A 26,369-nucleotide genomic window follows, 5' to 3' on the forward strand; every position below is an offset into this window, starting at 1 on the left:
CGTGCTGGCCAAGGGCTAACCCGCCTCCACCCCTGCGCCATAGCCGGCCGTCGCCGGCAGTTGGCCACCGGGCCTGACCGCCACGGCGCAGTACTTGAACTCCGGTATTTTCCCGAACGGATCGAGCGCGGCATTGGTCATCAGGTTGGCCGCCGCCTCGTAATAGGCAAACGGAATGAACACCGCGCCCTGCGGCGTTCCGTCGTCGCGTCGCACACGGATGGCGACCTGGCCCCGGCGCGACCGCACCGTGATCACGTCGCCCGCCTGCAGCCCCAGCACCAGCAGGTCGGCGCCGCAGAGCGAGGCGGTGGCCATCGGTTCGAGGGCATCGAGCACCGTGGCGCGGCGCGTCATGCTGCCGGTGTGCCAGTGCTCCAGCTGGCGGCCGGTGATCAGCACAAACGGGTAGTCGGCATCGGGCCGCTCGTTGGCCGGAATGATGTCGGCCGGCACCAGCTTCACGCGACCGTCGGCCGTGGGAAAGCTGTCAATGAACACCGTGGGCTGGCCCGGGTCATCGGCGCTCAGGCAGGGGTAGGTCACGCTCGATTCCCGCTCCAGCCGCTCCCAGCTGATGCCCGAGATGGCCGCGTGCATGGCCAGGCGCATTTCTTCATAGACCGCCGCGACGCCCGCGTGCTCCCCTGCGTAGTTCCAGTCCAGTCCCATGCGTTTTGCTAGTTGCTGAATGATCCATAAATCAGGCTTGGCCTCGCCGGGCGGGTCAATCGCCTGCTTGCCCAGCTGCACCATGCGGTCGGTGTTGCTGACGCTGCCGGTTTTCTCGGGCCAGGCGGTGGCAGGCAGCACCACGTCGGCCAGCCAGGCGGTTTCGGTCATGAAGATGTCCTGCACCACCAGGTGCTCCAGACTGGCCAGCGCGTGGCGCGCATGGTTCAGGTCCGGGTCGCTCATGGCCGGGTTTTCGCCCATGATGTACATGCCGCGAATCTTGTGCGGGTCGCTGTCCGGCGCCAGCGCCTTGTGCATGATTTCGACCACGGTGTAGCCGGGCTGGCTATCAAGCGGGGTGTTCCAGAAGTCCTCAAACCAGGTGTGGACGGCCGGGTTGTCCACCCGCTGGTAGTTGGGAAACATCATCGGAATCAGGCCCGCATCGCTGGCACCCTGCACATTGTTCTGGCCGCGCAGCGGGTGCAGGCCGGAGCCGGGTTTGCCAATTTGCCCCGTCACCGTGCTCAGGGCAATCAGGCAGCGCGCATTGTCGGTGCCATGCACATGCTGGCTGACGCCCATGCCCCACAAAATCATCGCGCCCTTGGCGCTGGCAAATTCGCGCGCCACCTCGCGCAGGGTTTGCGCCGGAATGCCGCAAATCGGCGCCATCGCCTCGGGGCTATAGCCCTTGACGTTCTCCCGCAGCGCTTCAAAGTTGCTGACACGGTCCCGAATGAATGCCTGATCAGTCAGGCCCTCGTCGATCACCGTGTGGATCAGGGCGTTGAGCATGGCCACGTCGGTGTCGGCCTTGAACTGCAGGGTGCGCCAGGCGTGCTTGCCGATGTCGGTGACGCGCGGGTCGGCCAGCACAATCTTGGCGCCGCGCTTCGCTGCGTTTTTCATCCAGGTGGCGGCCACCGGGTGATTGCCCGTCGGGTTGGAACCGATGACAAAAATCAGCCCCGCATGCTCCACATCATTGACCTGGTTGCTGACGGCGCCCGAGCCCACGCCCTCCAGCAACGCGGCCACGCTGGAGGCATGGCACAGGCGCGTGCAGTGGTCCACGTTGTTGCTGCCAAAGCCGGTGCGCACCAGCTTCTGGAACAGATAGGCTTCTTCATTGCTGCCCTTGGCCGAACCAAAACCGGCCAGCGATTTCTTGCCATGGGTGTCGCGCAGGCTTTTCAGCGTGCCGGCGGAATACGCCAATGCCTCTTCCCAGGTGGCTTCGCGGAACACTTCGGACCAGTCCGCCGTGTCACGGTTCAGGTTCTGCAGCAAGGCCGGGTCTTTGCTCACACCGGCCTTGCGGATCAGCGGCACGGTCAGGCGCTGGGGGCTGGCCGCATAGTCAAAACCAAAGCGGCCCTTGACGCACAGGCGGCCGTGGTTGGCCGGGCCGTCGCGCCCATCGACGCTGACGATGACATTGTCCTTGACGTTGTAGGTCAGCAGGCAACCAACGCCGCAGAAAGGACAGACCGAGTCAACCTTTTTGTCGACGATTTGCGAGCCGATCTGGGTCTTGGGCATGAGCGCGCCGGTCGGGCAGGCCTGCACGCATTCACCGCAGGCCACGCAGGTGCTGTCGCCCATGGGGTCGTTCAGGTCGAACACGATTTCGCTGTGCGCGCCGCGCAGCGCAAAGCCGATCACATCGTTGACCTGCTCTTCGCGGCAGGCGCGCACGCAGCGGTTGCACTGGATGCAGGCGTCGAGGTTGACTGCCATGGCCGGGTGCGACAGGTCGGCCGCGGGTTGCTCCCGGCGCAAGGCCTTGAGCGCGGGGCGCACCGAGACGTCCATGCGCGCGGCCCAGTCGCTGAGTTCACCGTGCTGCTGCGACTCGTCGAACTCATTCCATTTGTAGCCCTGGTCCGGCATGTCGGACAGCAGCATCTCGAGCACCATTTTCTGGCTCTTGCGCGCGCGTTCGCTGTTGGCCTGCACCTGCATGCCCGCCGTGGCGTTGCGGCAGCAGCTCGGCGCCAGCGTGCGCTCGCCCTTGATTTCGACCACGCAGGCGCGGCAATTGCCGTCGGCCCGCAGGCCTTCCGTGTAACAAAGACGCGGAATGTTGACCCCATGGCGCTCGGCGGCGCTCAGGATGCTTTCGCCCTCAAACGCCTGAATGGCCTGGCCGTCGAGCGTGAAGGTGACGGTTTGCAGCGCGAGTTCTGCGGGTTCGGCTCGTGCATTCATTCAAGCCACCTCATGGGAAAAATATTTCTGGACACAGCGCACCGGATTCGGCGCCGCCTGACCCAGGCCGCAAATCGACGCATCGGTCATCACTTCATTCAGGTCTTCCAGCGTGGCGTGGTCCCAGCGCGGCGCCTGCATCAGCTGTGCGGCCTTGGCGGTGCCGACGCGGCACGGCGTGCACTGGCCGCAACTCTCGTGCGCAAAAAACCGCATCATGTTGAGCGCCGCGTCGCGGGCCTTGTCATGCTGGCCGAGCACCATCACGGCGGCAGAGCCGATGAAGCCGCCGTGCGGCTGCAGAGTGTCAAAGTCCAGCGGCACATTGGCATGGCTGGCGGGGAAGATGCCACCGGATGCGCCGCCCGGCAGGTAGGCGTACAAGGTATGACCGTCCGCCATGCCGCCGCAGTATTCGTCAATCAACTCCCGCAGGGTAATGCCGGCCGGTGCCAGCTTGACGCCGGGCTGCCGCACGCGGCCACTGACGCTGAAGCTGCGCAGGCCCTTGCGGCCATGGCGGCCAAAACCGCTGAACCAATGCGGGCCTTTTTCCACAATGTCACGCACCCAGTACAGCGTTTCGAAGTTGTGTTCCAGCGTGGGGCGGCCAAACAGGCCGACCTCGGCAATGTAGGGCGGGCGCATGCGGGGTTCGCCGCGCTTGCCTTCAATGCTTTCAATCATGGCCGACTCTTCGCCGCAGATATAGGCGCCGGCGCCGCGCCGCAGCTCGATCAGCGGCAACGAAACATGAGGAGGAAAGGGCGGGTCGGCCTGCAGTTTGGCGATTTCGGCCTGCAGCATGCGGCGGCAGTCGTGGTATTCATCGCGCAGGTAGATGTAGCAGGCCTGAACGCCCACCACCTGCGCCGCCACCAGCATGCCTTCGAGAAAACGGTGCGGGTCGCGCTCCAGGTAAAAGCGGTCCTTGAAGGTGCCGGGTTCGCCCTCGTCAATGTTGACCGCCATCACGCGCGGCGCGGGCTGGCCCTGCACGATGCGCCATTTGCGCCCCGCCGGAAAGCCTGCGCCGCCCAGGCCGCGCAGGCCAGAGTCTTCCATCGCCTTGAGGACGGGTTCCGCCTCCTTCTTGCCATGGGCGAGCGCGGCCGCCAGCGCATAGCCACCTTGCCTCCGGTAAGCCGCATAGTCCGTGAAGGCGGGCGCACCCTCGCCAGTCCAGCCCGGCAGACTCTTTTCGGCAAAGTCGGATGCTATGAAATTAATAGCTAATGGTGCACGTTCTATATGGACCAGAGGCCTTTTTACCTCCTCAACAATGGTTTCTGGCGTCGCCAACGGCACCGCAGTCTGGTGCACCAGCGCCGCCGGTGCCTGCTCGCAGCGGCCTATGCAGGGCGCGGCGATCACCCGCACGTCAGCACTGCCGAGCAGGGCCGGCAGCCGCGCCAGCAGGTCCTGCGCCCCAGCCAGCTCGCAGGCCAGCCCGTCACAGACCCGCACCGTCAGGCCCGGCGCTTTGCCGTCGCCCCTGACAACCTCGAAGTGGTGGTAGAAGGTGGCCACCTCATACACCTCGGCCATCGGGATGTTCATCTCCCTGGCCAGCGCCACCAGGTGGCGCTCGTGCAGGCAGCGGTAGGCGTCATTAAGCAGGTGCAGGTGTTCGATCAGCAGGTCGCGGCGGTGGCCGGCCTCGGGCCGCAGGCCAATCAGGGCTCTTACCTCGGCGAGCGAGGCCTCGTCGGGCTGGCGGCCCTTGAGCTTGCTCTTGCGACGAATGCGCTCGCGCATTTCATCGGCCGTGGCGATGGCAACGGCCTTGACTTCAGATGACGGTGCCGGATGGTTCATGGTTGTTTAGGGTCAAACGCCCCGCGCGCATGCGCGGGAGGCGTTTGACCTGGAGTTTTCCTTGAAGATGGCAAGCCATCAGTTAAAAAATTTGGCAACGCTTTGCAAGGTGCGGTACACGCCCCAGGCCAGCGGAATGCCCACGGCCAGCCAGGCCAGCACGACGAAGACCGGGCTCACGGCGTCGGCACTGGCGCCCGCGCTGCGGTGCAGTTCGGTCGAGGCCGCCTTGTCGTGCGCCAGGCGTTTTTCTTCCGCCAGTTCCGCGTCGGTCATGAACCACTTGTCGGCCAGGGGTCTGACCATCAGGTTGCAGATCAGGCCCACCACCAGCATACCGGTCAGGATGTACATGGTCTGGTTGTAAACCTGCTCGCGCGGAATGCCAAGCCCTAGTTGGTACTCGCGCATGTAGTTCACCACCACCGGGCCCAGCACACCGGCGGTGGCCCAGGCCGTGAGCAGGCGGCCATGAATGGCGCCCACCATCTGCGTGCCAAACAAGTCGGCCAGGTAGGCCGGCACGGTGGCAAAGCCGCCGCCGTACATGCTCAGGATGACGCAGAAGGCGCCAACGAACAGCACGATGCTGCCGGCTGCCGCGCTGCCCGGCACGCTGAAGTACATCACCCCTCCGAGCACGAAGAACATCACATAGGTCAGCTTGCGGCCCAGTTTGTCGGACAGGCTGGCCCAGAAGAAACGCCCGCCAATGTTGAACAGGCTCAGCAGCGCGGTAAAGCCGGCCGCCACCGTGGCAATCGCGGCCAGCTGGCCCTTGTCCAGCTCGCCAAACTTCTTGGCCACGCCGATCAGCGAGCCGCCAAACACTTCCTGAAGCATGGGCGAGGCCATGCCGATCACGCCGATGCCGGCGCTCACATTCATGCACAGCACCAGCCAGATCAGCCAGAACTGGGGAATGCCCCAGACCTTTTTCACATGGACGTGGCGCTGGGTAATCATGGCGTTGTTGACCTGCGCCGGTGGCGGCGTCCAGCCGGCGGGCGTCCAGCCGGTTTCTGGCACGCGGTAGGTGAGCGCACCGGCCATCATGAACACGAAGTAAATCAGCGCCATGACGACAAAGGTCTGCATCACGCCGACGCTGGTCGGCGAGGCAAAATACTTCATCAGGTCAGCCGCCAGTGGCGAGCCGATCATGGCGCCGCCGCCAAAACCCATGATCGCCATGCCGGTGGCCATGCCGCGGCGGTCAGGAAACCACTTGATCAGCGTTGACACCGGCGAGATATAGCCCAGGCCCAGGCCGATACCGCCAATGACGCCGGAGCCCAGAATCATCAGCCAGAACTGGTGCAGGTAAATGCCCAGGGCCGAAATCAGCATGCCGCCGCACCAGCAAGCCGCCGACACCACCCCGGCCTTGCGCGGGCCGGCCCGCTCCAGCCAGCCACCCCAGATGGCGGCCGATGAGCCCAGCAACACGAAAAACAGGGTGTACATCCAGCCCAGCGTGGAAATCTGCCAGTCGCAGGTGGTGGAAAACAGTTGCGCAAAAAACCCGACCTCAGGCCCGCACTTGATGGCGTCCTTGATGCCCAGCGCCTTTGACAAGGGCAGCCAGAACACGGAAAAACCGTAGGCCATGCCGATGCACAGGTGAATCGCCAGCGCGGCGGGAGGCACCAACCAGCGGTTAAAGCCGGGGCCGGCAATGATGCGCTCTTTATCCAGAAAACCCGATGCGGGGCCGGCCGGCTGACCCACCCCCATATCCGGACCGATTGCTATGCTTGTCATGGTTGTCTCCAGAATTTTTGTAGAAAGATGCAAGGCTGTATGGCGGCGAGGCGCTCCAACGGCGCCCGCGCAGTATCCGGGACACGGCAAGCCGTCGTCCAATTGATTCGAGACATGGCCTGATTCAAAAACTAAATGCGGCAGCGCAGCAATCACGCGCCAATCAAGCAGGCGGACCGGGTCACCCGACGCGCCCCCTGAATGATTCCAGAGGGTCTTTTCAAACCGCCAGCAAACCGCTGTGTGCGACCGCGTGGCGCAACCAGCCTTCGTCGCGCGCCAGCGCCAGGGCGGCTTCCAGCGCCCGCGACGGCCTGACGGCGCCGTGCGACATGAAGCCGATGGGCGTGCGCACCTGGGGACTGATCAATGGCAGGGCTTCCAGCTCGCGGTAGCCGCGCACAGTGCCCACCAGGGCCCCCGGCAATATGCTGGACACGCTACCGGCCACCACACTCAGGGCCATGGTCAAAATGGAATTGGTCTCAATCGCCGGCTTTGCCAGCACGCCGGCGGTGGTGAAGGCGGCATCGACGATGGTGCGGTTGTGCATATCGGGGGTGAGCAGGCACAGCGACAGCCGGGCGACCTCCTTCCAGCTGATCCTGGGGCCGATGCGCAGGCCCGCTGCATGCGGCGTGGCCGCGCGGCGCAGCAAAAAATAGTGCTCTAGGTACTGCGGCAATGCCACCAGCCGGGTGTCGCGCAGCCCCATGCGCTCGGTGTAGCCCAGCGCCAGGTCGATAGACAGATCCTCGAGTCCTTTTTCCAGTTCGTAAGAGCTCATCGACAATACCACCGGCAAGATGCCGGGGTGCTGGGACTGCAGCATGGCCGCGAAACGCGCCACGATGGGCACGGCCGTGGGCACCGCGCCTATGCGCAGGGCGCCGCGCGGCAGGTGGGTGTCGCTGCGCAGCTCCTGCTGCAACACCGCATGCTCGTGCAGCATGAACTGGGCACTGGCCAGCACCCGCTCGCCCTCTGGCGTCAGCCCGGCGTAGTTGCGGTCGCGCTTGACAATGACCACCTTGAACTCGGCCTCCAGCGCGCGCAGGGCGTTGGACAACGCGGGCTGGGTAATGTGGCAGGCCTTGGCGGCACGGCCGAAGTGTTGATGCTCATGGAGCGCCACCAGATAGCGCAGGGAAGACATCAGGTTCATGTCAGGCTCACTTGTTGTCTCACGGGCTTGTCGGCACCCCGGTCGCCAAAGCGTCCGCTGCATCGCCGGCCCTGGCTGCGCGGCCGCACCGTCGCACCGTCGCAATGGCGTGACCGGTCAATCCGCGTCAGGTGTTCTTGCTGATGGTGATGGTCGGAAACTTCGCCGAAAAATCCTTGGACTTGGCCGCCACCGTGATCGCCACCTGGCGTGCCACCGACTTGTAAATCGCGGCGACCACGCCATCGGGGTCGGCCACCACCGTCGGCCGGCCGCTGTCGGCCTGCAGGCGGATCTGCATGTCCAGCGGCAGCGCGCCCAGGTAGTCCATCTTGTAGTCGGCCGCCATCTTCTTGCCGCCGCCTTCGCCAAAGATATGCTCCGCATGGCCGCACTGGCTGCAGACATGCACCGCCATGTTTTCGACGATGCCCAGAATCGGCACGCCGACTTTTTCAAACATCTTGATGCCTTTTTTGGCATCGAGCAAGGCGATGTCCTGCGGCGTGGTGACGATCACCGCACCGGTCATCGGCACGCGCTGGCTCAGGGTCAGCTGGATGTCGCCGGTGCCGGGCGGCAGGTCAACGATCAGGTAGTCCAGGTCTTTCCAGTTGGTCTGGCGCAGCAGTTGCTCCAGCGCCTGGGTCGCCATCGGGCCGCGCCAGATCATGGCTTCGTCCTGCGCCACCAGAAAACCGATCGACATGACCTGGATGCCATAGTTTTCCATCGGCTCCATGTTTTTGCCGTCCAGGCTTTCGGGCCGGCCCTCTATGCCCATCATCATCGGCTGGCTGGGGCCGTAAATATCGGCATCGAGCAGGCCGACGTTGGCGCCCTCGGCCGCGAGTGCCAGCGCCAGGTTGACCGCCGTGGTGCTTTTGCCGACGCCGCCCTTGCCCGAGGCCACGGCAATGATGTTCTTCACATTGGGCAGCAGCTGCACGCCGCGCTGCACGCTGTGGCTGGCAATCTTGAAGCCGACGTTGACCGACACATTGGTGACGCCAGGCACCGCCCTGGTCGCGGCAATCAGGCTTTTGCGGATGGCGGCCAGCTGGCTTTTGGCCGGGTAACCGAGCTCGATATCGAAGGACACGTCGCCACCGGCAATCTGCAGGTTTTTCAGCGCCTTGCTGCTGACATAGTCCTGGCCCGTGTTCGGGTCCGGCACGGTTTGCAACGCATTCAAAACTGCCTGCTGTTCTAGCGCCATGGGGGAAATCTCCGTTGAAGTCTGGGTGGGCAGGGTGCTGCGGGTGCGGCAACGCGGCTGCCCGTGGGCTTGCCGTGAAGTCTAACGCCGTGGCGCCCGGCCCAAAGGTCATGGGGGAATGGGCTGCGTGGGCAAGCGGGTGGGACTTAAAATCGCGGGTTAGCCCCAACAAGCCTCAAAGCCCCACCTATGTCCCAGCGCCGCCTGTTTGTTACCACCGCCCTGCCCTACGCCAATGGCAATTTTCATATTGGCCACATCATGGAATACATCCAGGCCGACATCTGGGTGCGCTTTCAGAGAATGCAGGGCCACGCGGTCAATTTTGTCGGGGCCGACGACGCCCACGGCGCGCCCATCATGATTGCCGCCGAAAAGGCCGGCAAGACGCCGCAGCAGTTTGTGGCCAACATCGCCGCCGGGCGCAAGCCCTACCTGGACGGCTTTCACATCAGTTTTGACAACTGGCATTCGACCGACGCGCCGGAAAACCACCAGCTGGCGCAGCAAATCTACCTGGACCTCAAAAAAGCCGGGCTGATTGCCTCCAAGACCATAGAGCAGTTCTTTGACCCCGAAAAGAACATGTTCTTACCCGACCGCTTCATCAAGGGCCAATGCCCGCGCTGCGGCGCCAAGGACCAGTATGGCGACAACTGCGAGGTCTGCGGGGCGGTGTACGCACCGACCGACCTGGTCAACCCCTACTCGGCGCTGTCGGGCGCTACGCCCATCCTGAAAAGCTCCGAGCATTTCTTTTTCAGCCTGTCTGACCCACGCTGCGTGGAATTTCTGGAAAACTGGACGCAGGACGGCAAGCTGCAGCCGGAGGTCGCCAACAAGGTCAGGGAATGGTTTTCAGTGCGCAGCAACGCCGACGGCACGACCAGCGAAGGCCTGGGCGACTGGGATATTTCGAGGGATGCACCCTACTTTGGCATTGAGATTCCCGATGCACCGGGCAAGTACTTTTATGTCTGGCTCGACGCGCCGGTCGGCTACCTGGCTTCGCTGAAAAACCTGCTGGACAAGCGCGGCGAAAGCTACGACGACTACATGGACCCGGCCACCTTGCCGGCGCTGGAGCAGTACCACTTCATCGGCAAGGACATCGTCACCTTTCACACCCTGTTCTGGCCGGCCATGCTGCATTTCAGCGGCCGCAAGACGCCCGACAACGTGTTTGTGCATGGTTTTCTGACGGTCAACAACGGCGAAAAAATGAGCAAAAGTCGCGGCACCGGCCTCGATCCGCTCAAATACCTGAGCCTGGGCATGAACCCCGAATGGCTGCGCTACTACCTGGCGGCCAAGCTCAATGCGCGCAATGAGGACATTGACTTCAACGCCGACGATTTCATGGCGCGGGTCAACAGTGATTTGATTGGCAAGTATGTGAATATTGCGAGTCGGACAGCTCCTTTTTTCGCAAAGCATTTCGCAAATGAGATGCAGCCAATTGCGATGGGAAACATCCAAGGTGTCCCCGTAACAGCAGATACGGCTGGTTTTGCAGTAGCTTTACAAAATAGCGTGGAAATCAAGGCCGCATTGGACGGCCGAGAATTCAGCAAGGCAACCCGCCTAATCATGGAAGTCGCCGATGCCATCAACAAGGAATTCGATGGTTTCAAACCGTGGATTCTTGCAAAAACGGCAGCCAGTGATCCAATCGCGAAGGAACAGCTGGCGCAGATTTGTGCTTCGTCTATTGCCGGATTTAAAGCGCTCAGTATTTTTCTAAAACCAATTCTGCCTACGCTCGTCTCCGATGCGGAGCACTTCCTGAATTGTTCTCCGCTCACTTGGGACGAGTTATCTCTTCCTCTCGATCCAGCGAAGTTCATTGCACCTGGACATAAATTTAATGAGTTCAAGCCTTTGATGCAACGCGTCGACATCAAGCAGCTTGATGCCTTGTTTGAGCCTCCAGCCCAGGCGGAACCTGCGCAGTTGGCTACAGAATTGATAGCAAACGAGTTGCCCGGCGGCGAAGCGATCGCGCCCGCCATCGGCATCGACGATTTCGCCAAGGTCGATTTGCGCATCGCCAGAATCGTCAATTGCGAGCCGGTCGAAGGCTCGACCAAGCTGCTGCGCATGACGCTGGACGCCGGCGAAGGCCGGCTGCGCAATGTCTTCAGCGGCATTGCATCAAGCTACCAACCCGAAGACCTGATCGGCAAGCACACGGTGCTGGTCGCCAACCTGGCGCCGCGCAAGATGAAGTTCGGCATCAGCGAAGGCATGGTGCTGGCCGCCAGCCATGCCGATGAAAAAGCCCAGCCCGGCATTTATGTGCTGGAGCCCTTGCCGGGCGCCACGCCGGGCATGCGGATTCACTGAGGCTGGGTGTCGCCCCGGGGCGCGCGCGAGTTGGCAAAGCGCAACGCGGTGCCGGCGCGCCCCGCCAGCCCGTCCAGCACCTCGCCCAGCGACTGCAGCAGTGAGCCGGCGTCGGTGGTCTGAAAAGGCGCTGGCGCCACCGCCAGTTTGAGCCGAAGCACGGTCCCGGGCGGCAGTGCCGGGCTTTCGGCCAGGCCGTGCGCGATCAGGCGCTGGCCCAGACCGGTCAATTGCGCCTGCGTCATGGCCTCGCGCAGGATCAGCACGAAGTCCCCGTCGCGGTGCCGGGCCACGGTGTCGCCCTCGTGCGCCACCCCGGTGATGCAGGTGCCCGCATGAACCATCGCGTTTTGCGCCACTTCGAGGCCGTATTCGTTGCGAATCTCGCTGGCGTTGCCGAGCCGGATGCGCAGCACCGCGCCCACGCCTGGCTCGCGCTGCTGGCGCAGCAGCAACTGGTCCAGCCGCTGCAGCAGGATGCGGTGGTTGGCCACGCCGGTCAGCGCATCGACGCTGGCCATGGCGCCCACCCGCAACTGGTTGTCGCGCCGCTCGCGGTTGCGCTGGGACAGCGCCACCAGCAGCAGCAGCACCTCCAGCGCGGAACCCGCCTGCGCGCCAAACTGGGTGGCCGCGTTGAGCGACATCAGGCTCATGTTGCGCAGCACCGGAAACACCGCCCCCGCCCCCAGGCTGACGGTGGCGGCCAGCACCCAGAGACCGACGCGGGGCCTGCGCCGGGCGTACCAGAACGCCGCCAGCAGGTAGCTGGCCATGCTGGCGAGAAAATAAGGGCCGGTGTAGGCAAACACCGCTTCCCGGCCCAGCGCCAGGTGAGCCGCCGTGAGCAGGCCGCCCACCAGGGTCATCAGCAACAGCCACCAGGACAGCCAGGAGGCCTCCCGCTCGGCCACCAGCTGGCGCAAGAACAGGTGCAGCAGGGCGGCGCTGGCCAGCGACAGGACCAGCGGCGCGCTGTCGTTCCAGCCGGCCGAGCCGGGCCAGAAATACTCGCCCGCCAGGCCCGTCAGCGACAACTGCCCCAGCGCGATGACCAGCACCAGCACGGCAAAGAAAAAATGCACCGGATCGCGCCAGGCGAGCGCATGAAACACACTGAGCAACACCAGCACCACCACCAGCCCGATGTAAACCCCCAGCAGCAAATGCCACTGCTTGCTGGTCTCGTGAAAGCTGCGCGCGTCGGACAGCGTCCAGTACACGCTGATCGGAAAGCTGTGCGTTACCCGCAGATAGGTGGGCTGGCTTTCGCCGGGCTGGACCTGAAAGCCGAAGGCGGGGTAGAGGTAGCGCAGCGGCCACGCGGCCGTCGCTATATGGTCGCCCGAGCGCTGCACCTGCCACTGGCCGGCGCTGGAATCGGCATCGGCATTGGCGGGAGTGGCGGGGCGGTACAGGTTCACGCTGTCCATGCCGGGGTGCGGCACGGTCAGCACCAGGGCCGTGGGCTGCTCCAGCGACGGCAGCTCGACCCGATACCACAGCGCGCCGCCGCCAGCGGCGGGCATGATCTGCGCCTGGTTCACGGCCCGGCCTTCGCCGGCTTCAAAACGGCCATGCACCTGCTCCACCGTGAACTGGCCCGCGGCATCGAGCAGCACCCGCGAGGCCTGCGAGCCTTGGCCGGGGTCACCGGCAATTCGGGCAAACGGGCCGACCGCCTGCAGGCTGGAGGCGGTCTGCCCCGCGACCGGGGCGTGCAGCAGCATCAAGCCGACAAGCAAGGTCAGCAGCGGCGCCAGGCGGGCGGCACAAGCGACAGAAAGGGCACGCCAAAAACGGGAACAACCGGGCAAACAGGCTCCTCAAACAACAAAATGGGCAGGCCGATCCGCTCAAAACCGGAAAAACAGCGACGCATTGCCCAGGGCCAATGCCGCGCCTTGTCGGGCATCATCGGTGAAATCCAATGTAACAATCATCCAGAAGGTTGACAATCGCCAAATGCCCCACATGCCGACTGTAGCGAAAGCCTCGAAACCGTCGAAACCGTGGAACAACGAAGCTGCATTGATCCCGCTGGACTGATGCGCACAATGGCCCGCCCATGCACCTGCCCGCCTACCTCGCGCCGTTTCGCCCCCGCCTGATGTCGGCGCTGGCCGGCTACAACCGGGACCGGTTTTTCAGGGACGCTGGCTCCGGCCTGACCGTGGGCATCGTGGCGCTGCCGCTGGCCATGGCGTTTGCCATTGCCTCCGGCCTGAAACCCGAGGCCGGCATCTGGACCGCCATCATCGCCGGCGCGCTGATCTCGGCGCTGGGCGGATCGGCGGTGCAAATCGGCGGGCCGGCCGGCGCTTTCATCGTCATCGTCTACGGCATTCTGGAGCGCTACGGCCTGGCCAATTTGCTGATTGCCACCGCCTGCGCGGGCGTGCTGCTGTTTTTGCTCGGGTTTTTCAGGCTGGGCACGCTGGTGCGCTATGTGCCGGTCAGCATTGTGGTGGGCTTTACCAACGGCATTGCGGTGCTGATCGTGCTGTCGCAGATCAAGGACCTGCTGGGTCTGGACGTGCCCAAAATGCCGGCGGATTTTTTCTCGCAGATACGCGTCATCGCGGCGCATATCGACACCCTGAACCCGCTTGCGCTGGGCCTGGGCCTGGCCTGCCTGCTGGGCCTGTTTGTCTGGCCGCGGCTGTTTGACACCGCCACGCGCCAGGAAAAAGGCTTCACCGCGCGCCTGATCCGGCTGGTGCAGGCCGTTGAAGGCGTGCAGCTGCAGCGCGCCACGCGCATGGCCTCGCGCATGCCGGGGCCGATTGTGGCGCTGCTCTCGCTGACGGCGTTTTCCTACCTGCTGAGCCTGCCGATTGAAACCATAGGCACAAGATTTGGCGGCATTCCACGCGCCCTGCCCAGCTTTGCACTGCCCGATTTCTCCTGGGCCACGGTGCGGCTGCTGGTGGCGCCCACCATCACGATTGCGCTGCTGGGCGCGGTGGAGTCGCTGCTTTGCGCGCGCGTGGCCGACCAGATCTCGGGCCTGCCCCGGCACGACCCGAACCAGGAGCTGATGGCCCAGGGCGTGGCCAATTTCGTGGTGCCGTTTTTTGGCGGCATGCCGGCCACCGGCACCATTGCCCGCACCGTGACCAATGTGCGGGCCGGCGCCACTTCGCCGGTGTCGGGCCTGGTGCATGCGCTGACGCTGGCGCTGGTGGTGCTGGCCGCCGCGCCGCTGGCGGTGCATGTGCCGCTGGCGGTGCTGTCGGGCATCTTGCTGTACGTGGCCTGGAACATGGGCGAATGGCGCGAATTTGCGCGCCTGCGCCAGGCCAGCAGCCACTACCGCCTGATCATGATGGGCACGTTCTTGCTGACCGTGATTTTTGACCTGACGGTGGCGCTGCAGGTCGGGCTGATGCTGGCCTGCGTGCTGTTTGTGCGGCGCATGAGCAGCCTGTTTCAGGTGGTCGAAACCTCACGCAGCGACGACGCGGCCAGCTTTCAGCTCTACGGCTCGCTGTTTTTTGGCGCGGTGGCCAAGATAGACCCGATCCTGAACGTGGTGGAAAGCGCGCCCAGGGGGCTGGTGATACGGCTCGATGTGCAGTCGCTGCAGTCGCTGGACACCTCGGGCCTGGATGTGCTGGAGCAGCTGCACAAGGCCATCGTGCTGCGTGGCGGCCGGCTCGTCATCATGGGCCTGAACGCCCAGCCGCGCATGGCGATGGAGCGTTCGGGCTTTCTCGCCAAAATTGAATCGCTATAAAAAATATAGCTACTTATGCCCATGGTTATTGGGCTACAGGCCATTTTTGCAATCAAACCGGGTTCAGCTGCCGCGGTAGGTGGCGCAGCTCCAGGGCGTGCACAGCATGGGCACGTGGTAGTGCTGCTTCGCATCGAAAATCGCGAAGCGCAGCGGCACGACCTTGTCGACGAACAGGGGGTCGGCCAGGCGTGCGCCCTGGCGTTCGTAGAAGTCGCCGAGGTGAAAGCTCAGCTCGTATTCGCCGACCGCCGCCGCCTCGGGCGCGAGCACCGGCTGGTCGGTGCGCCCGTCGGCGTTGGTCGTCATGGTCTTGACCAGCTTCCAGCTGCCGTCTTTCTCACGCATCGAGAAGTCAATGCGCATGCCGGCGCCGGGGCGACCGGTGTGGCCGTCCAGTACATGGGTCGAGATACCTGCCATCTTGAATGCTCCTGAAATGGTTCAAAGTCCGCTTGCTGGATGCCCGGGGTGGCCTCAGCTGCCGCGGTAGTACGAATAACCCCAGGGCGAGAACAGCGCCGCCAGGTGCACCCGCTGCGCCGCATCCTGGATCACGAAACGCAGCGGCACCTTAGAGAGGAACGCGGGCTGCGGCAGCTTGGCGCCCATCTGCGCGAAGTACTCGTCGAGGTGCAACAGCACCTCGTAGCGGCCGGTGCGGTAGGCGTCGCCGATCAGCAGCGGTTCGGCGGGCCGACCGCCAGCGTTGGCCCGCACGGTCTTGAGCAACTGCCAGCGCTCACCGTCGAAGCGCGAGAGGTCGAGCCTCAGCCCGGCGCCGGTCGCGCCGTGGAAGCTGTCGATCGCGTGGACCGTCAGCCGCGGCGACACGCCGGCCTGCGAACTCGGCGCGACGGTCAGGCCGGTGGGGGCCGCGGCGGGCACGTCCGCAGCCGCCGCAAAGCGCGGCGCCAGCGCCGCGCCACCCATCAGCAAGCCGGCGCGCAGCACACCGCGCCGCGGCATCGCACCGGCTGGGGAGAAGCTTGTTTCGCTTTTCATGCTGCCACCTTGGCTTGAACACGCAGCCGCGTGATTGCGGCGATCTGATTCAGGGCTTCCGTCAGTTCAGTGTCGCTACCCTGCGCCAGGCGGTTTCGCAACAGGCTGAAGATTTCGGCCTTGCTGTGGCGCCGCACCGCAATGATGAAGGGAAAGCCGTGGCGCTCGCGGTAGCGGGCGTTGAGCTCGCGCAGCTCGCCGATCTCGGCCGGGCTCAGCGCATTGAGCCCGGCGCTGGCCTGTTCGCCGACCGAATCGCGCGTCATGGTGCCGGCCACAGCCTCCTTGCCGGCCAGTTCGGGGTGGCCGCACAGAAAGGCAATCTGGGTGTCGCGCGGCGCCCCCTGCACCACGGCCATCATGGCCGCGTGCAGCTGGTCGATGCTGGCAAACGGCCTGGCCGCGCTGGCCCCCTCGGCCACCCACGGCGAATGCTCGAATGTGCTGCCGAGCGCGTCGACGAAATCGCCCGCATCCAAGGCATTGAGGGCATCGAGGTCGAGCCCGAGTGTCGCTTCTGTCATTGCTGTTCTCCGTTGCTCGTCAGACTTAATGAAAGCTCGCCCTGGCGGCGGCGGGCGTCTTTTGGATGCGCGGCACGAACTTCAGGATCAACAGCGTGGCGCAGATCTCGAACGCGGCCACCACGTACAGGCCGGCGGACAGCGAGCCGGTCGAGGTTTTGATCAGCCCCAGCATCCAGGGTGCGCCAAAGCCGGCCAGATTGGCCACCGAGTTGATCAGCGCGACACCACCGGCCGCCGCCGCACCCGACAAAAAGCGGTTGGGCATCTGCCAGAACACCGGAATGGCGCTCATGGTGCCGACAATGGCCAGGGTCAGCATCACCAGGGTCAGCAGCGGGCTGGTTTTGAGCAACAGCGCAATGACCAGCAGCGAAGCCGATCCAAGCGCCGCCGCAATGCCGCAGTGGTAGCGCGACTCCTGATGCTTGTCGGAATGAAAGCCGTTGAAAATCATGCCGGCCGCGCCGCACAGGTAAGCCGCGGCCATGATCCAGCCGACCGCCAGCGGGCTGGTGAAGCCGACTTCCTTGACCAGCGTCGGGCCGTAAAAGGTCAGCGACGAGTTGGCCGCGATGATGCAGAAGTAGATCAGGATCATCAGCCAGATCTTCGAGTCCTTCAGCGAGGCCAGCATGCTGTGCTCGCGGTGGCCCAGCGCCTTGGCGTCGCGCGCCAGGTCGGCGTGCACCAGATCGCGTTCGCGCTGCGTCAGCCAGCTGGCTTGTTCGGGCTTGTCGGTCAGGTAAAACCAGGTCACGAAGCCGGCGATCACCGACGGGATGCCTTCAAGCAAAAACACCCACTGCCAGCCCTGCCAGCCGTTGACGCCGTTGAGCGAGGTCATGATGAAGCCAGCCAGTGGCCCGCCAATCACACCGGCCAGCGCCGAGGCCGACATGAACATGCCAAACGCCTTGGCGCGGCGGTCGTTCGGGAACCAGAAGGTCAGGTAAAGAATGATGCCGGGGTAAAAGCCGGCCTCGAACACGCCGAGCAAAAAGCGCAGGCCGTAAAACATCTGCGGCGTCGTCACAAACATCATCGCGATGCTGGTCAGGCCCCAGCCAATCGTGATGCGCATGATGGTTTTTTTCGCGCCGATTTTCTGCAGCAGCAGGTTGCTGGGCACTTCAAAGAAGAAGTAGCCGAGGAAGAAAATGCCGGCGCCCAGGCCGTAGACCGCCTCGCTCCATTTCAGGTCGTCGAGCATGGTCAGCTTGACGAAGCCGATGTTGACGCGGTCTAGCCAGGCGAGAATCCACAGCGCCATTAAAAATGGGATCAGCCGCAAAAAGATTTTCTTGTAAACATTGTCCAGCTCCGTCTTGGCGGGTGCTTGGGCAAGGGGTAGCGTGACGCTTGCTGTACTCATGCTTGTCTCCTGTGTCGTTTTGGATGAACTGCGGGCCGGGCTGGCCTGCGGGGTTCGCTCTTTTCGCGCAATGCATGCGCTTTACCGGGAGCCGCCAGTCTAAGAACAAGCCGGCCGCGCCGCGCACCGGGACTGCTATAAGCAAAATTGCAGAATCCGAATACCATCTAGCCCGACGACAAGAAAGCCGAACCATGAGCCGACCCGCCGATCCCGTTGACAGCTACCTGCTGCGCGTGCTGGTGACCCTGGTCACGGAGCGCAATGTGTCGCGCACCGCCATCCGGCTGAACCAGTCCCAGCCGACCATCAGCATCGCGCTGAAACGGCTGCGCGAGATTTTTGGCGACCCCTTGCTGGTGCGCGAGAAAGGCGGCATGGCGCCGACCGACCGGGCGCTGGTGCTGCGCGAGCACGCCCGGCGGGCGCTGGGCGAGATTGATGCCATGCGCGTGGATGCGGAGCAGTTTGACCCGGCATCGAGCACGCAAACCTTCCGCATCGGTTCGCCGGACTTCATGGCGGCGTCCTTTCTGGCCGGCGCGGTCGAGCGCTTTAGGCGCGAGGCGCCGCGGGCCCGGCTCATGGTGCAGCCGCTGGGCGCCGACTATGACTATGAGCGCGCGCTGGCGCAGGGCGAGCTGGACGTGGTGATTGGCAACTGGCCGCAGCCGCCGCCGCAGCTGCACCTGTCGGTGCTGCTGGAAGACGATGTGGTCTGCCTGATGAGCAGCCACGACCGGCGGGCTGCCCGCGGCCTGACGCGCGAGCAGTACCTGGCGGCGCGCCATGTGGTGCCCTTGCCCTATTCGCAGTCGCAGCGCGGCGTCGTCGAGACCCACTTCAGCAGCCTGCGCGTGACGCGCGATGCCTGCGTCGTGGTGCCGTTTTTCGAGCTGGCGCCCTACCTGCTGGTGAACACCGACCTGGTGTTCACCACGGCGCGCCATTTCGCCGCGCATTTTGCACGCACGCTGCCACTGTCGATGTCGGCGCCGCCGTTCGACTTTCCGCGCATGCGCTTTTACCAGCTCTGGCATGAGCGCTCTCACCATTCGCCGCCGCACCGCTGGTTCCGCACCCTGCTGTCGGATGCGGCGCGCCGCGTGGCGCAGGCGCTCCCGCCGTCGGCCGCCGATACGACCGGTGCGGCCGGCACGCCTTGAGTTTTAGCCAGCCAGGGGCCTGCCGGCGCGCAGCGCCACGGCCTCGCGCAGCACCTGGGCAGCGGCCTCGGCCAGCACCGGGCCGTCCACCTGCACCGCCGGCGAGCCGGCTGCCAGCAGGTCGGCGCAACGAATCGGCAGCACCGTGTCAGCGCCCATCAGACCCGCCATGACCTCGTTGGACGCGGCATACACCACGCGGCGCACGCCGGCCCAGTAAAGGGCGCCGCTGCACATGGCGCAGGGCTCGCCGCTGGCATACACCGTGCTGCCGCGCAGCGCCGCCTGGCCCAGGCGCGATTCGGCCTCGCGCAGCAACACCATTTCGGCGTGGTTGGTGGCATCGCCACTGGTCTGCTGGGTGTTTCCGGCCACATGCAGCACCCGGCCGCCGGCCGAGACCAGGGCCGCGCCGTAAGGGTTGTTGCCCGCCTGGAGCGCCGCCCGCGAGGCGTCGATGGCAAGCTGCATGGGGGTGGTGTCGTCGGGCGCGAAGGTCATGGCATCCTTGATGGGTAATGTTTGAAGGGGTGCGGCGGGCTCAGGCCATGGCGCCGGTCAGCAGCAGGTAGCCGGGCAGCCAGCCGGTCAAAACGCCCGAGGCGATCGCCACGCCGGCGGTCAGGCGCGCCACCGGCTTTTGCAGCGCCAGCAGCAAAAAGTAGAGCAGCCACAAAACGCCCCAGACCGCCCATGACAGACCAAGCCAGAAGTCCCAGGTGCTGACTGCGCCCTGCAGGGTATCGACCGCCACCGGCACGGCGCTGATGGCGACGAACAGGCTGAACCAGCCCAGGCCCCGGCCATCAGCGCCGGTCAGGCGGTTGATGGCCAGCCACAGATAGGTAAAGGAAAACAGCAGTGACAGCGCGGCGGCCTTGATTGACGCCGCGTCGGCCCCTGGCCCCAGCGCGTGCTTCAGCGCCACCAGCAGGGTCACGCCGCCGACCAGCAGGTTGATGACCCAGACCTCGCGGTCATGCAGGCGGCCCAGCATCCACAGGCCGTTGAGAATCAGCACCGCGCCGACGTAGAACAGGACCAGGCCGGTCAGCATGAAAGGCCTGTAGGCAAAGCGGGAGGCAAAAAAATCATGGGCGCATGATAGCCAGAATTTACAAAAGTGTATACACCTTTGTAAACAGCCTCCCGGCGGAACGCCCGCCGGGCCCGCGCCCTGCTGGCCGGCGGCCCTGCCTAGCGGTTTCCGCCGCCGGTCTCGGGCCGCAGGTCGTCCACCGAGGCGGTGCGAATCACGCGCAGATCGGTGTCAAACACGGCGGTAAAAATGCGCGCCGTGTTCGGGTCGCCCATGTAGCGCCAGTCGTAATGGGTCTCCTGCTTAAGGGCAAAGGGCGTGATCTTCATCGGTTTGCCCAGCATTTTGCGCACCTTCTCCATTGGCATGCCGGTCAGGACGCGCTCGAAGTTCTGCGGCGTCAGCACCTGCCTGAGCGCGCTCAGCTTGCCGTCGGGACCAATGGTGATCATGTAATTGACCTGGCCGGCGGGCTGGCGGTTGTATTCAAAGGTGCGCGCGCCGGGCTGGGCCACCGCGTCCAGCACCCGTGCCGGCAGGGGCAAACCGGCCAGGTCGCCGGCCTCCCAGATTTTTTCCGGCTCGCCAAAACGCGTCCGCACATCGGCCTCGCTGGCCACGCCTTCCTCAAGCTCGGCGATACGCTGCGGGTCGCAGCCGGCGAGGCACAAAATCAGCAACAGCGGCGTTAACAATGAGCGCAAGGCAGTCCCCCGGTAAAATGCGTCAACTATACGTTTTAGGCAGTCCCGTTCCATGTCCTTTTTTCGCCGCCCCGACTACACCTCTGAAGCCACCCAGTTCATCGACCAGCTCAAGGCCAACAAGCCCACGCTGGAAGCCGAGCAGCGCGCCGGCCGCGCCCTGCTGTGGGACAAGAACCTGAACCGTGCCGACGAGGCCGAGTACCGCGAGGCCAGCGTGGCGCAGCAGCCCTATGTCTACGGCACCAGCAGCCACCCGAATGGCAAATAAGCCCCGAACCAGCCCGAATCGGCGCTCAATTTGATCGAAATAGGCCTCTAGCCCAATAACAACGTGCGCAGGCAGCTATTATTTTTATAGCAAATCGATCCCCGCGCCCTGACCGCAACCGCTGCTTCATGCCCCCCACCGCCTCCCTGTCCCCCGCGCAAGAGCTGCCCGCCGGCCCTGGCACCGGCCTGCCGGCCGTGATTGACCAGGTGGCGCTGGCCCGGCTCTATGGCGAGCCGCTGTTTGCGATGCCGCACGACCTGTACATCCCGCCCGATGCGCTGCAGGTGTTTCTGGAGGCGTTTGAGGGCCCGCTGGACTTGCTGCTGTACCTGATCCGCAAGCAGAACTTCAATATTCTGGACATCCCGATGGCGGCGGTGACGCGCCAGTACCTGGTCTATGTCGATGAAATCCGCGCCACCAATCTGGAGCTGGCGGCCGAGTACCTGCTGATGGCGGCGATGCTGATTGAAATCAAGTCGCGCATGCTGCTGCCGCCCAAGAAGACGGCCGAGGGCCAGGAGGCCGAAGACCCGCGCGCCGAACTGGTGCGCCGCCTGCTGGAGTACGAGCAGATCAAGCTGGCCGCCCACCAGCTCAACGAGGTGCCGCAGTTTGGCCGCGATTTTTTGCGCGCCCAGGTCTATGTCGAGCAGTCGCTGCAGCCGCGCTTTCCCGATGTGCACGTGGTGGATTTGCAGGACGCGTGGCGCGACATCGTGCGCCGCGCCAAACTGGTGCAGCACCACCACATTTCCAGGGAAGAGCTCTCGGTGCGCGAGCACATGAGCATCGTGCTGCGCAAGCTGCAGGGCCGCAAGTTCCTGGAGTTTGAAGACCTGTTCGACACCCGCCGCGGCATGCCGGTGCTGGTGGTCACCTTTATTGCCCTGCTCGAACTGGCCAAGGAAGGCCTTCTCGAAGTCACCCAGGCCGAGGCGTTTGCCCCGATTTACGTGCGCCTGGCCTACACCCCCGCGTGAAATGGCCCCCACGCTCGTCGCTTCGCGTACTTCGCTGCCCCCCGAGGGGGCCGTTGCGCCTGCGGCCCGGCGAAGCCGGTTCCGCGGCCCCTGCTGGCCTGAAAGGCCCCCTACGCTTTTCACCGCATGTCATACGCTGCCCCCCGAGGGGGCCGTAGTCGCCTTGGGGCGGCCCGGCGGCGACTGATCTATCCATGATTCACGACAACTCAAAGCTGAAAAAATTCGATGTATTGATCGTGGGCAGCGGCCTGGCCGGCCTGTCGGCCGCGCTGCACCTGGCGCCCACGCACCGCGTGGCGGTGCTGACCAAGCGGCAACTCAGCGACGGCTCCAGCGGCTGGGCCCAGGGCGGCATTGCGGCGGTGCTGGCCGAGAGCGACAGTTTTGACGCCCATGTCGACGACACGCTGGTGGCCGGCGCCGGCCTGTCGGACCCGGCGGCCACGCGTTTTGTGGTGGAACACGCGCCCGAAAGCATTGCCTGGCTGCAACAGTTGGGCGTGCCCTTTTCGCAGGAAGACGGCGCACTGCACCTGACGCGCGAAGGCGGCCACAGCGCCCGACGCATCGTGCATGTCACCGATGCCACCGGCGCGGCGGTGCAAAAAACCCTGATCGAGCAGGTACGCCGCACGCCGGGCATCACGCTGTTTGAGCACCATACCCTGGTCGACCTGATCAACGCCCGAAAGCAGACCGGCCCCTCGCCAGATGCCGCAGCTGCACCGGACCGCTGCCTGGGCCTGTATGCGCTCGACCAAGCGACCGACGCGGTCGTCACCTTCAGCGCGCCGCACACCATTCTGGCCACGGGCGGCGCCGGCAAGGTCTACCTGTACACCACCAACCCCGACACCGCCACCGGCGACGGCATTGCCGCCGCCTGGCGCGCCGGCTGCCGGGTGGCCAACATGGAGTTCATCCAGTTCCACCCGACCTGCCTGTACCACCCGCACGCCAAGTCATTCCTGATTACCGAAGCGGTGCGCGGCGAAGGCGGTAAATTGCTGCTGCCGGACGGCACCCGCTTCATGCCGCAGCACGATGCGCGCGCCGAACTGGCACCGCGCGACGTGGTGGCCCGTGCGATTGACTTCGAGATGAAAAAGCACGGGCTGGACTGCGTGCAGCTGGACATTTCGCACCAGCCGCTGGCCTTCATCCTGGCGCACTTCCCCAACATCCACGCGCGCTGCCGGGAGCTCGGCATAGACATCGCCAGGCAGCCGATTCCGGTCGTGCCGGCCGCCCATTACACCTGCGGCGGCGTGCTGACCGACCTGGACGGCCGCACCGATGTCGCCGGCCTGTACGCGATTGGCGAGACCGCCTGCACCGGCCTGCACGGCGCCAACCGGCTGGCCAGCAATTCGCTGGTCGAATGCATGGTGTTTGCGCGGGCAGCGGCCCAGCGCATCGCCCAAACGCCGCTGGCCGCACCGCCGGCCCTGCCCGGCTGGGACGACAGCCGCGTGACCGACGCCGACGAAGCCGTGGTGATCTCGCACAACTGGGACGAGTTGCGCCGCTTCATGTGGGACTACGTGGGCATTGTGCGCACCAACAAGCGGCTGGAGCGCGCGGCGCACCGCATCGCGCTGCTGCAGGGCGAGATCCAGGAGTACTACGCCCACTTTCACGTCACGCGCGACCTGCTGGAGCTGCGCAACCTGGTGCAGGTGGCCGACCTCATCGTGCGCTCGGCCCAGTCACGCCACGAAAGCCGCGGCCTGCATTTCAGCCGCGACTACCCCGAGATGGCGGCGACGGCAGAGCCGACGATTCTGGTGCCGCCTGTGGCTTGAGCCTTGTGGAGTCGTGGTCATGGACCGGGGGCGTCTACCAAGGAGCGGCGCTGAGGGCTGCTGATCCAGCCTGGTTTGAATGAAATCGGGCTCTAGCCCTTTCCTGGCGTGCGCTGGTAGCTCACTTTTTGATAGTACAGAACTTGATTGAGCGTAAGCGCCGGGACAAGCGCCCAGCCGCGCACCGGCTTTCCGCTGTGTCGCCAAGGGCTAGTGTTTAGAGAGGAAGCGCTAGCATCCATAAGGTCAACGTCGCATGGATGAGCACCTGCTTCGCAGCGTTTGGAGTCAGTGACCCCCAGCTGCTTCCTGGCTGTCCATTTGCATCGTTTGGCGCACCAGGCCACGATCATTGACAGCTGCGATTTTCAAGACAAATAAAGGTGTGATACTTCGCCTGATGCGGTTGAACTTCCTGTCCGCTCTCACAACACATCAAAGCCGCCATTGAAATCCCTTGCAGGAACGATTGCCAGATGGCTGTTGCGCCACTTCTTGACCTGCCTACTCATTTTTGCCGTGCTGCTGCTGGGGCAGGCAGGTTGGGCCGAATGGAAATCGTTCCAGTCTGCACGGGGCGAATCCGTCCGGCTTGCTGACGCTGACCAGAGCCTCACCGCTCAGCTTGATCGACTGGCCAGTGCGTCCATAGGACGCGCGAATAGTCTGCGCTCGGCATCTCTGCAGACGCTGGAATCGCGTGTCACCGAGGTCGACCAGGAGATCACGGTCAAAAAAAGGCTGGAGAAGCAGCAGTCCAGCAGCCTGAGCACGGTGCTGGCGGGCACCCCCATCGTCCAGGCGCAACTGGAAGGACTGCGGCTGAATGCCGAAATCAACATCCTCGAACAGGTGCGGTCCTACCTGCTTGACCTGAAGTTCCGACTGGTTGCAACGCAATCGGAAAAAGCCCGTCGTGACGATCTGGAACTGCTGCGGCTCGTCCACCAGAACCTCTATCTGAAGTGGCAGGAGATCGGGCGTGAAAAAGAGACACTGGAGCAGCTTCATCCGGTGAAAAGCAAATTCGCCTATGGATCGCCCGAGTACAAAAAGATCGAGGCACTGGAGGCACAGCGAGATAGCCTGTTGGCTCAAAACCGGCGGGCTCATGACGACTATCAGCGCCATTTCAGGCAGCTGCAGGCCACCCGACCGCTGCCGCCGCTCGCGGCATTCGAACTGCACCACAGCGAGATCGATGCCATCCTGCAACCGCTGCGTACCCGGATCGCTGAACTGGAAAAGCTCCGCGAAGGCAACTGGTTCAACAGACTCTTGAAGCCCATTGAAGAAGTTGCACCAACAGCCTTGTTGATCCTTCTGTCGATCATCTTCACACCCATCGCGATCAAGGCGTTGTTCTATTTCGTGCTCGCGCCAATGGCCGCGCGCCGATCCCCGCTTCATCTTCTGCCCGAAACGACCGGCGAGCTGGCGCTGGAAACCGGCCACACGGCGGTATCGCTTCCGGTGGTGGTTGATGCCGATCACGAACTGCTGGTTCACGCCGAGTTCCTGCAAAGCTCGTCCGTCCGGGGCGACAAGGACACCAGCTGGCTGCTGAACCGGGAATTCCCCTTGACCAGCCTGGCCTCAGGCATGGTAGCGCTGACCCGCATCCGCACCGCCGAGCCCGAGACGTTCGTAATCTCGGCCACCCAAGATCCTTTCAGTGAGATCGGCATCCTGTCGCTCCCGCAGGGTGCGGCGCTTGTGATACAGCCGCACAACCTCGTTGGTGTCGTGCAATCCAGAGTCTCACCGGTCCACATCACGTCGCATTGGCGGCTGAACAGCCTGCATGCGTGGCTGACCCTGCAGCTGCGCTACCTGGCGTTTCACGGCCCGGCACAGCTAATCGTTCAGGGGTGTCGGGGAATACGGATCGAACGGGCGGATGCCGGGCGCAGCATCAACCAAGCGGCAACGATAGGCTTCAGCGCGAATCTAGCTTATTCCACGCGACGCAGTGAGACCTTCGGAGCCTACCTGCTGGGCAAGCAGGAACTGCTGAACGACACATTCAGTGGCGAGAATGGCTTCTACGTATACGAAGAAATGCCCCATTTCGGCAAGAAGACGGGCATGACCGGCCGGGGGCTGGAAGGATTCACCGACTCTCTGCTAAAGGTGCTCGGCATCTGATTCAGACCCGATGCGCAGCCGGCGGTCTATAACAAGTAACGCTACACAAGCAACGGTCACGGTAAGGAAACTGAGTGGAAGTGTTTCAATTTCAGTTGGTTGGAAATTTCCCCGGTCAATGTCACCGATGGAGGATCTGCCAAGATCATCAGCAGTTGGTCAGGTGCGGATGCAGCGGTCATTGAAACCATCTCCACGCTGCCGACCTTCAACCGATAGCGTTGAATGACCGGTCTCGGGCATGCAGGCCCGTCTGTTGTACAGCCGCTTCCAGTCTGAACCAGCCGTTAGGCCGGGCGGCCGTGATGGATCGCAACCGGCGCTTGTTGAACCTCCTCTTCGAGCCAGGCACCAAGCTATCAAAAAATGAGCTGTCAGCGCATAGCCCATAAGCGCTGGAGCC

21 protein-coding genes are annotated in these 26,369 nt (G+C 64.1%); 7 read left to right on the forward strand and 14 right to left on the reverse strand.

From position 1 onward, the window contains the following. Positions 1–15: 15 nt before the first annotated feature. The 5 genes from fdhF to apbC all read right to left on the reverse strand — a co-directional run bounded on the left by fdhF (position 16) and on the right by apbC (position 8,855). Positions 16–2,889: a formate dehydrogenase subunit alpha gene (fdhF, locus tag RMO23_RS15835; RefSeq protein WP_309683545.1), complete on the reverse strand. Its 2,874-nt coding sequence runs from the start codon at positions 2,887–2,889 to the stop codon at positions 16–18. Then, positions 2,890–4,707 (reverse strand): NADH-ubiquinone oxidoreductase-F iron-sulfur binding region domain-containing protein, encoded by a 1,818-nt coding sequence (locus tag RMO23_RS15840; protein WP_309683547.1) that lies wholly within the window; start codon positions 4,705–4,707, stop codon positions 2,890–2,892. Between the two features lie 78 nt (positions 4,708–4,785). Further along, complete coding sequence (locus RMO23_RS15845; protein ID WP_309683549.1) at positions 4,786–6,471, reverse strand: OFA family MFS transporter; 1,686 nt, start codon at positions 6,469–6,471, stop codon at positions 4,786–4,788. A gap of 220 nt (positions 6,472–6,691) precedes the next feature. Then, positions 6,692–7,636 carry a LysR substrate-binding domain-containing protein gene (locus RMO23_RS15850; protein WP_309683551.1) on the reverse strand — a complete coding sequence of 315 codons (945 nt, stop codon included), beginning with the start codon at positions 7,634–7,636 and terminating at the stop codon, positions 6,692–6,694. A gap of 127 nt (positions 7,637–7,763) precedes the next feature. After that, positions 7,764–8,855 (reverse strand): iron-sulfur cluster carrier protein ApbC, encoded by a 1,092-nt coding sequence (gene apbC / locus RMO23_RS15855; protein ID WP_309683553.1) that lies wholly within the window; start codon positions 8,853–8,855, stop codon positions 7,764–7,766. A gap of 189 nt (positions 8,856–9,044) precedes the next feature. Between apbC and metG the strand changes: the two genes are divergently transcribed. After that, positions 9,045–11,201, forward strand: coding sequence for a methionine--tRNA ligase (gene metG / locus RMO23_RS15860; RefSeq protein WP_309683556.1), 2,157 nt, complete (start codon positions 9,045–9,047; stop codon positions 11,199–11,201). On the opposite strand, the gene RMO23_RS15865 is transcribed toward metG, so the two are convergent. Together RMO23_RS15865 and RMO23_RS15870 are read right to left on the reverse strand one after the other, a co-directional pair. Beyond that, complete coding sequence (locus RMO23_RS15865) at positions 11,195–12,931, reverse strand: 7TM diverse intracellular signaling domain-containing protein (protein ID WP_309683557.1); 1,737 nt, start codon at positions 12,929–12,931, stop codon at positions 11,195–11,197. The genes metG and RMO23_RS15865 overlap by 7 nt on opposite strands. Before the next feature lie 17 nt (positions 12,932–12,948). Further along, a complete protein-coding gene (locus tag RMO23_RS15870) occupies positions 12,949–13,119 on the reverse strand; it encodes a hypothetical protein (protein WP_309683559.1) in 171 nt (56 codons plus the stop codon). A 150-nt stretch (positions 13,120–13,269) separates the two neighbouring features. Between RMO23_RS15870 and RMO23_RS15875 the strand changes: the two genes are divergently transcribed. Beyond that, positions 13,270–14,940 carry a SulP family inorganic anion transporter gene (locus tag RMO23_RS15875; RefSeq protein WP_309683560.1) on the forward strand — a complete coding sequence of 557 codons (1,671 nt, stop codon included), beginning with the start codon at positions 13,270–13,272 and terminating at the stop codon, positions 14,938–14,940. Between the two features lie 63 nt (positions 14,941–15,003). Here RMO23_RS15875 and uraH read toward each other — a convergent pair whose 3' ends face one another. From uraH to RMO23_RS15895, 4 genes are read right to left on the reverse strand one after another with little or no spacing between them, the layout of a single operon-like run. Beyond that, a complete protein-coding gene (gene uraH, locus RMO23_RS15880) occupies positions 15,004–15,363 on the reverse strand; it encodes a hydroxyisourate hydrolase (RefSeq protein ID WP_309683561.1) in 360 nt (119 codons plus the stop codon). 54 nt (positions 15,364–15,417) lie between these two features. Next, positions 15,418–15,945, reverse strand: a complete 528-nt coding sequence (locus RMO23_RS15885) for a hydroxyisourate hydrolase (RefSeq protein WP_309683562.1) — start codon at positions 15,943–15,945, stop codon at positions 15,418–15,420. Continuing rightward, complete coding sequence (gene uraD / locus RMO23_RS15890; RefSeq protein WP_309683564.1) at positions 15,942–16,469, reverse strand: 2-oxo-4-hydroxy-4-carboxy-5-ureidoimidazoline decarboxylase; 528 nt, start codon at positions 16,467–16,469, stop codon at positions 15,942–15,944. Before uraD ends, RMO23_RS15885 begins: the two co-directional genes overlap by 4 nt. 25 nt (positions 16,470–16,494) lie before the next feature. Continuing rightward, positions 16,495–17,844, reverse strand: coding sequence for an MFS transporter (locus RMO23_RS15895; RefSeq protein ID WP_309683565.1), 1,350 nt, complete (start codon positions 17,842–17,844; stop codon positions 16,495–16,497). 194 nt (positions 17,845–18,038) lie between these two features. Here RMO23_RS15895 and RMO23_RS15900 point away from each other — a divergent pair, with 194 nt between their 5' ends. After that, positions 18,039–19,010, forward strand: a complete 972-nt coding sequence (locus RMO23_RS15900; RefSeq protein ID WP_309683567.1) for a LysR family transcriptional regulator — start codon at positions 18,039–18,041, stop codon at positions 19,008–19,010. 3 nt (positions 19,011–19,013) lie between these two features. Here the strand turns inward: RMO23_RS15900 and RMO23_RS15905 are convergent, their stop codons facing one another. From RMO23_RS15905 to RMO23_RS15915, 3 genes are all read right to left on the reverse strand, one after another. Continuing rightward, positions 19,014–19,511, reverse strand: coding sequence for a nucleoside deaminase (locus tag RMO23_RS15905; protein ID WP_309683569.1), 498 nt, complete (start codon positions 19,509–19,511; stop codon positions 19,014–19,016). A gap of 40 nt (positions 19,512–19,551) precedes the next feature. After that, positions 19,552–20,067, reverse strand: a complete 516-nt coding sequence (locus tag RMO23_RS15910; protein WP_309683571.1) for an AmiS/UreI family transporter — start codon at positions 20,065–20,067, stop codon at positions 19,552–19,554. Positions 20,068–20,207: 140 nt separating this feature from the next. After that, entirely contained in the window at positions 20,208–20,753 is a 546-nt protein-coding gene (locus tag RMO23_RS15915) for an outer membrane protein assembly factor BamE (protein WP_405041615.1), read from the reverse strand. 52 nt (positions 20,754–20,805) lie between these two features. Between RMO23_RS15915 and RMO23_RS15920 the strand changes: the two genes are divergently transcribed. From RMO23_RS15920 to RMO23_RS15935, 4 genes are all read left to right on the forward strand, one after another. Then, positions 20,806–21,024 carry a DUF3460 family protein gene (locus RMO23_RS15920; protein ID WP_309683572.1) on the forward strand — a complete coding sequence of 73 codons (219 nt, stop codon included), beginning with the start codon at positions 20,806–20,808 and terminating at the stop codon, positions 21,022–21,024. 128 nt (positions 21,025–21,152) lie between these two features. Then, on the forward strand, positions 21,153–22,010 hold the full coding sequence (locus RMO23_RS15925; protein WP_309683573.1) for a ScpA family protein: 858 nt from the start codon (positions 21,153–21,155) through the stop codon (positions 22,008–22,010). A 194-nt stretch (positions 22,011–22,204) separates the two neighbouring features. Next, positions 22,205–23,818, forward strand: a complete 1,614-nt coding sequence (nadB, locus tag RMO23_RS15930) for an L-aspartate oxidase (RefSeq protein WP_309683575.1) — start codon at positions 22,205–22,207, stop codon at positions 23,816–23,818. A gap of 447 nt (positions 23,819–24,265) precedes the next feature. Further along, positions 24,266–25,966: a hypothetical protein gene (locus RMO23_RS15935; protein WP_309683577.1), complete on the forward strand. Its 1,701-nt coding sequence runs from the start codon at positions 24,266–24,268 to the stop codon at positions 25,964–25,966. The last annotated feature ends 403 nt before the right edge of the window (positions 25,967–26,369 follow it).

It is taken from the genome of Polaromonas sp. (assembly GCF_031411155.1).
Taxonomy (GTDB): Bacteria; Pseudomonadota; Gammaproteobacteria; order Burkholderiales; family Burkholderiaceae_C; genus Polaromonas.

Bases quoted from the DNA above. Each gene is read 5' to 3' on its own strand.
- fdhF (WP_309683545.1), bottom strand. From the start codon at position 2,889: ATGAATGCACGAGCCGAACCCGCAGAACTCGCGCTGCAAACCGTCACC.
- RMO23_RS15840 (WP_309683547.1), bottom strand. From the start codon at position 4,707: ATGAACCATCCGGCACCGTCATCTGAAGTCAAGGCCGTTGCCATCGCC.
- RMO23_RS15845 (WP_309683549.1), bottom strand. From the start codon at position 6,471: ATGACAAGCATAGCAATCGGTCCGGATATGGGGGTGGGTCAGCCGGCC.
- RMO23_RS15850 (WP_309683551.1), bottom strand. From the start codon at position 7,636: ATGAACCTGATGTCTTCCCTGCGCTATCTGGTGGCGCTCCATGAGCAT.
- apbC (WP_309683553.1), bottom strand. From the start codon at position 8,855: ATGGCGCTAGAACAGCAGGCAGTTTTGAATGCGTTGCAAACCGTGCCG.
- metG (WP_309683556.1), top strand. From the start codon at position 9,045: ATGTCCCAGCGCCGCCTGTTTGTTACCACCGCCCTGCCCTACGCCAAT.
- RMO23_RS15865 (WP_309683557.1), bottom strand. From the start codon at position 12,931: ATGCTGCTGCACGCCCCGGTCGCGGGGCAGACCGCCTCCAGCCTGCAG.
- RMO23_RS15870 (WP_309683559.1), bottom strand. From the start codon at position 13,119: ATGATGCCCGACAAGGCGCGGCATTGGCCCTGGGCAATGCGTCGCTGT.
- RMO23_RS15875 (WP_309683560.1), top strand. From the start codon at position 13,270: ATGCACCTGCCCGCCTACCTCGCGCCGTTTCGCCCCCGCCTGATGTCG.
- uraH (WP_309683561.1), bottom strand. From the start codon at position 15,363: ATGGCAGGTATCTCGACCCATGTACTGGACGGCCACACCGGTCGCCCC.
- RMO23_RS15885 (WP_309683562.1), bottom strand. From the start codon at position 15,945: ATGAAAAGCGAAACAAGCTTCTCCCCAGCCGGTGCGATGCCGCGGCGC.
- uraD (WP_309683564.1), bottom strand. From the start codon at position 16,469: ATGACAGAAGCGACACTCGGGCTCGACCTCGATGCCCTCAATGCCTTG.
- RMO23_RS15895 (WP_309683565.1), bottom strand. From the start codon at position 17,844: ATGAGTACAGCAAGCGTCACGCTACCCCTTGCCCAAGCACCCGCCAAG.
- RMO23_RS15900 (WP_309683567.1), top strand. From the start codon at position 18,039: ATGAGCCGACCCGCCGATCCCGTTGACAGCTACCTGCTGCGCGTGCTG.
- RMO23_RS15905 (WP_309683569.1), bottom strand. From the start codon at position 19,511: ATGACCTTCGCGCCCGACGACACCACCCCCATGCAGCTTGCCATCGAC.
- RMO23_RS15910 (WP_309683571.1), bottom strand. From the start codon at position 20,067: ATGCTGACCGGCCTGGTCCTGTTCTACGTCGGCGCGGTGCTGATTCTC.
- RMO23_RS15920 (WP_309683572.1), top strand. From the start codon at position 20,806: ATGTCCTTTTTTCGCCGCCCCGACTACACCTCTGAAGCCACCCAGTTC.
- RMO23_RS15925 (WP_309683573.1), top strand. From the start codon at position 21,153: ATGCCCCCCACCGCCTCCCTGTCCCCCGCGCAAGAGCTGCCCGCCGGC.
- nadB (WP_309683575.1), top strand. From the start codon at position 22,205: ATGATTCACGACAACTCAAAGCTGAAAAAATTCGATGTATTGATCGTG.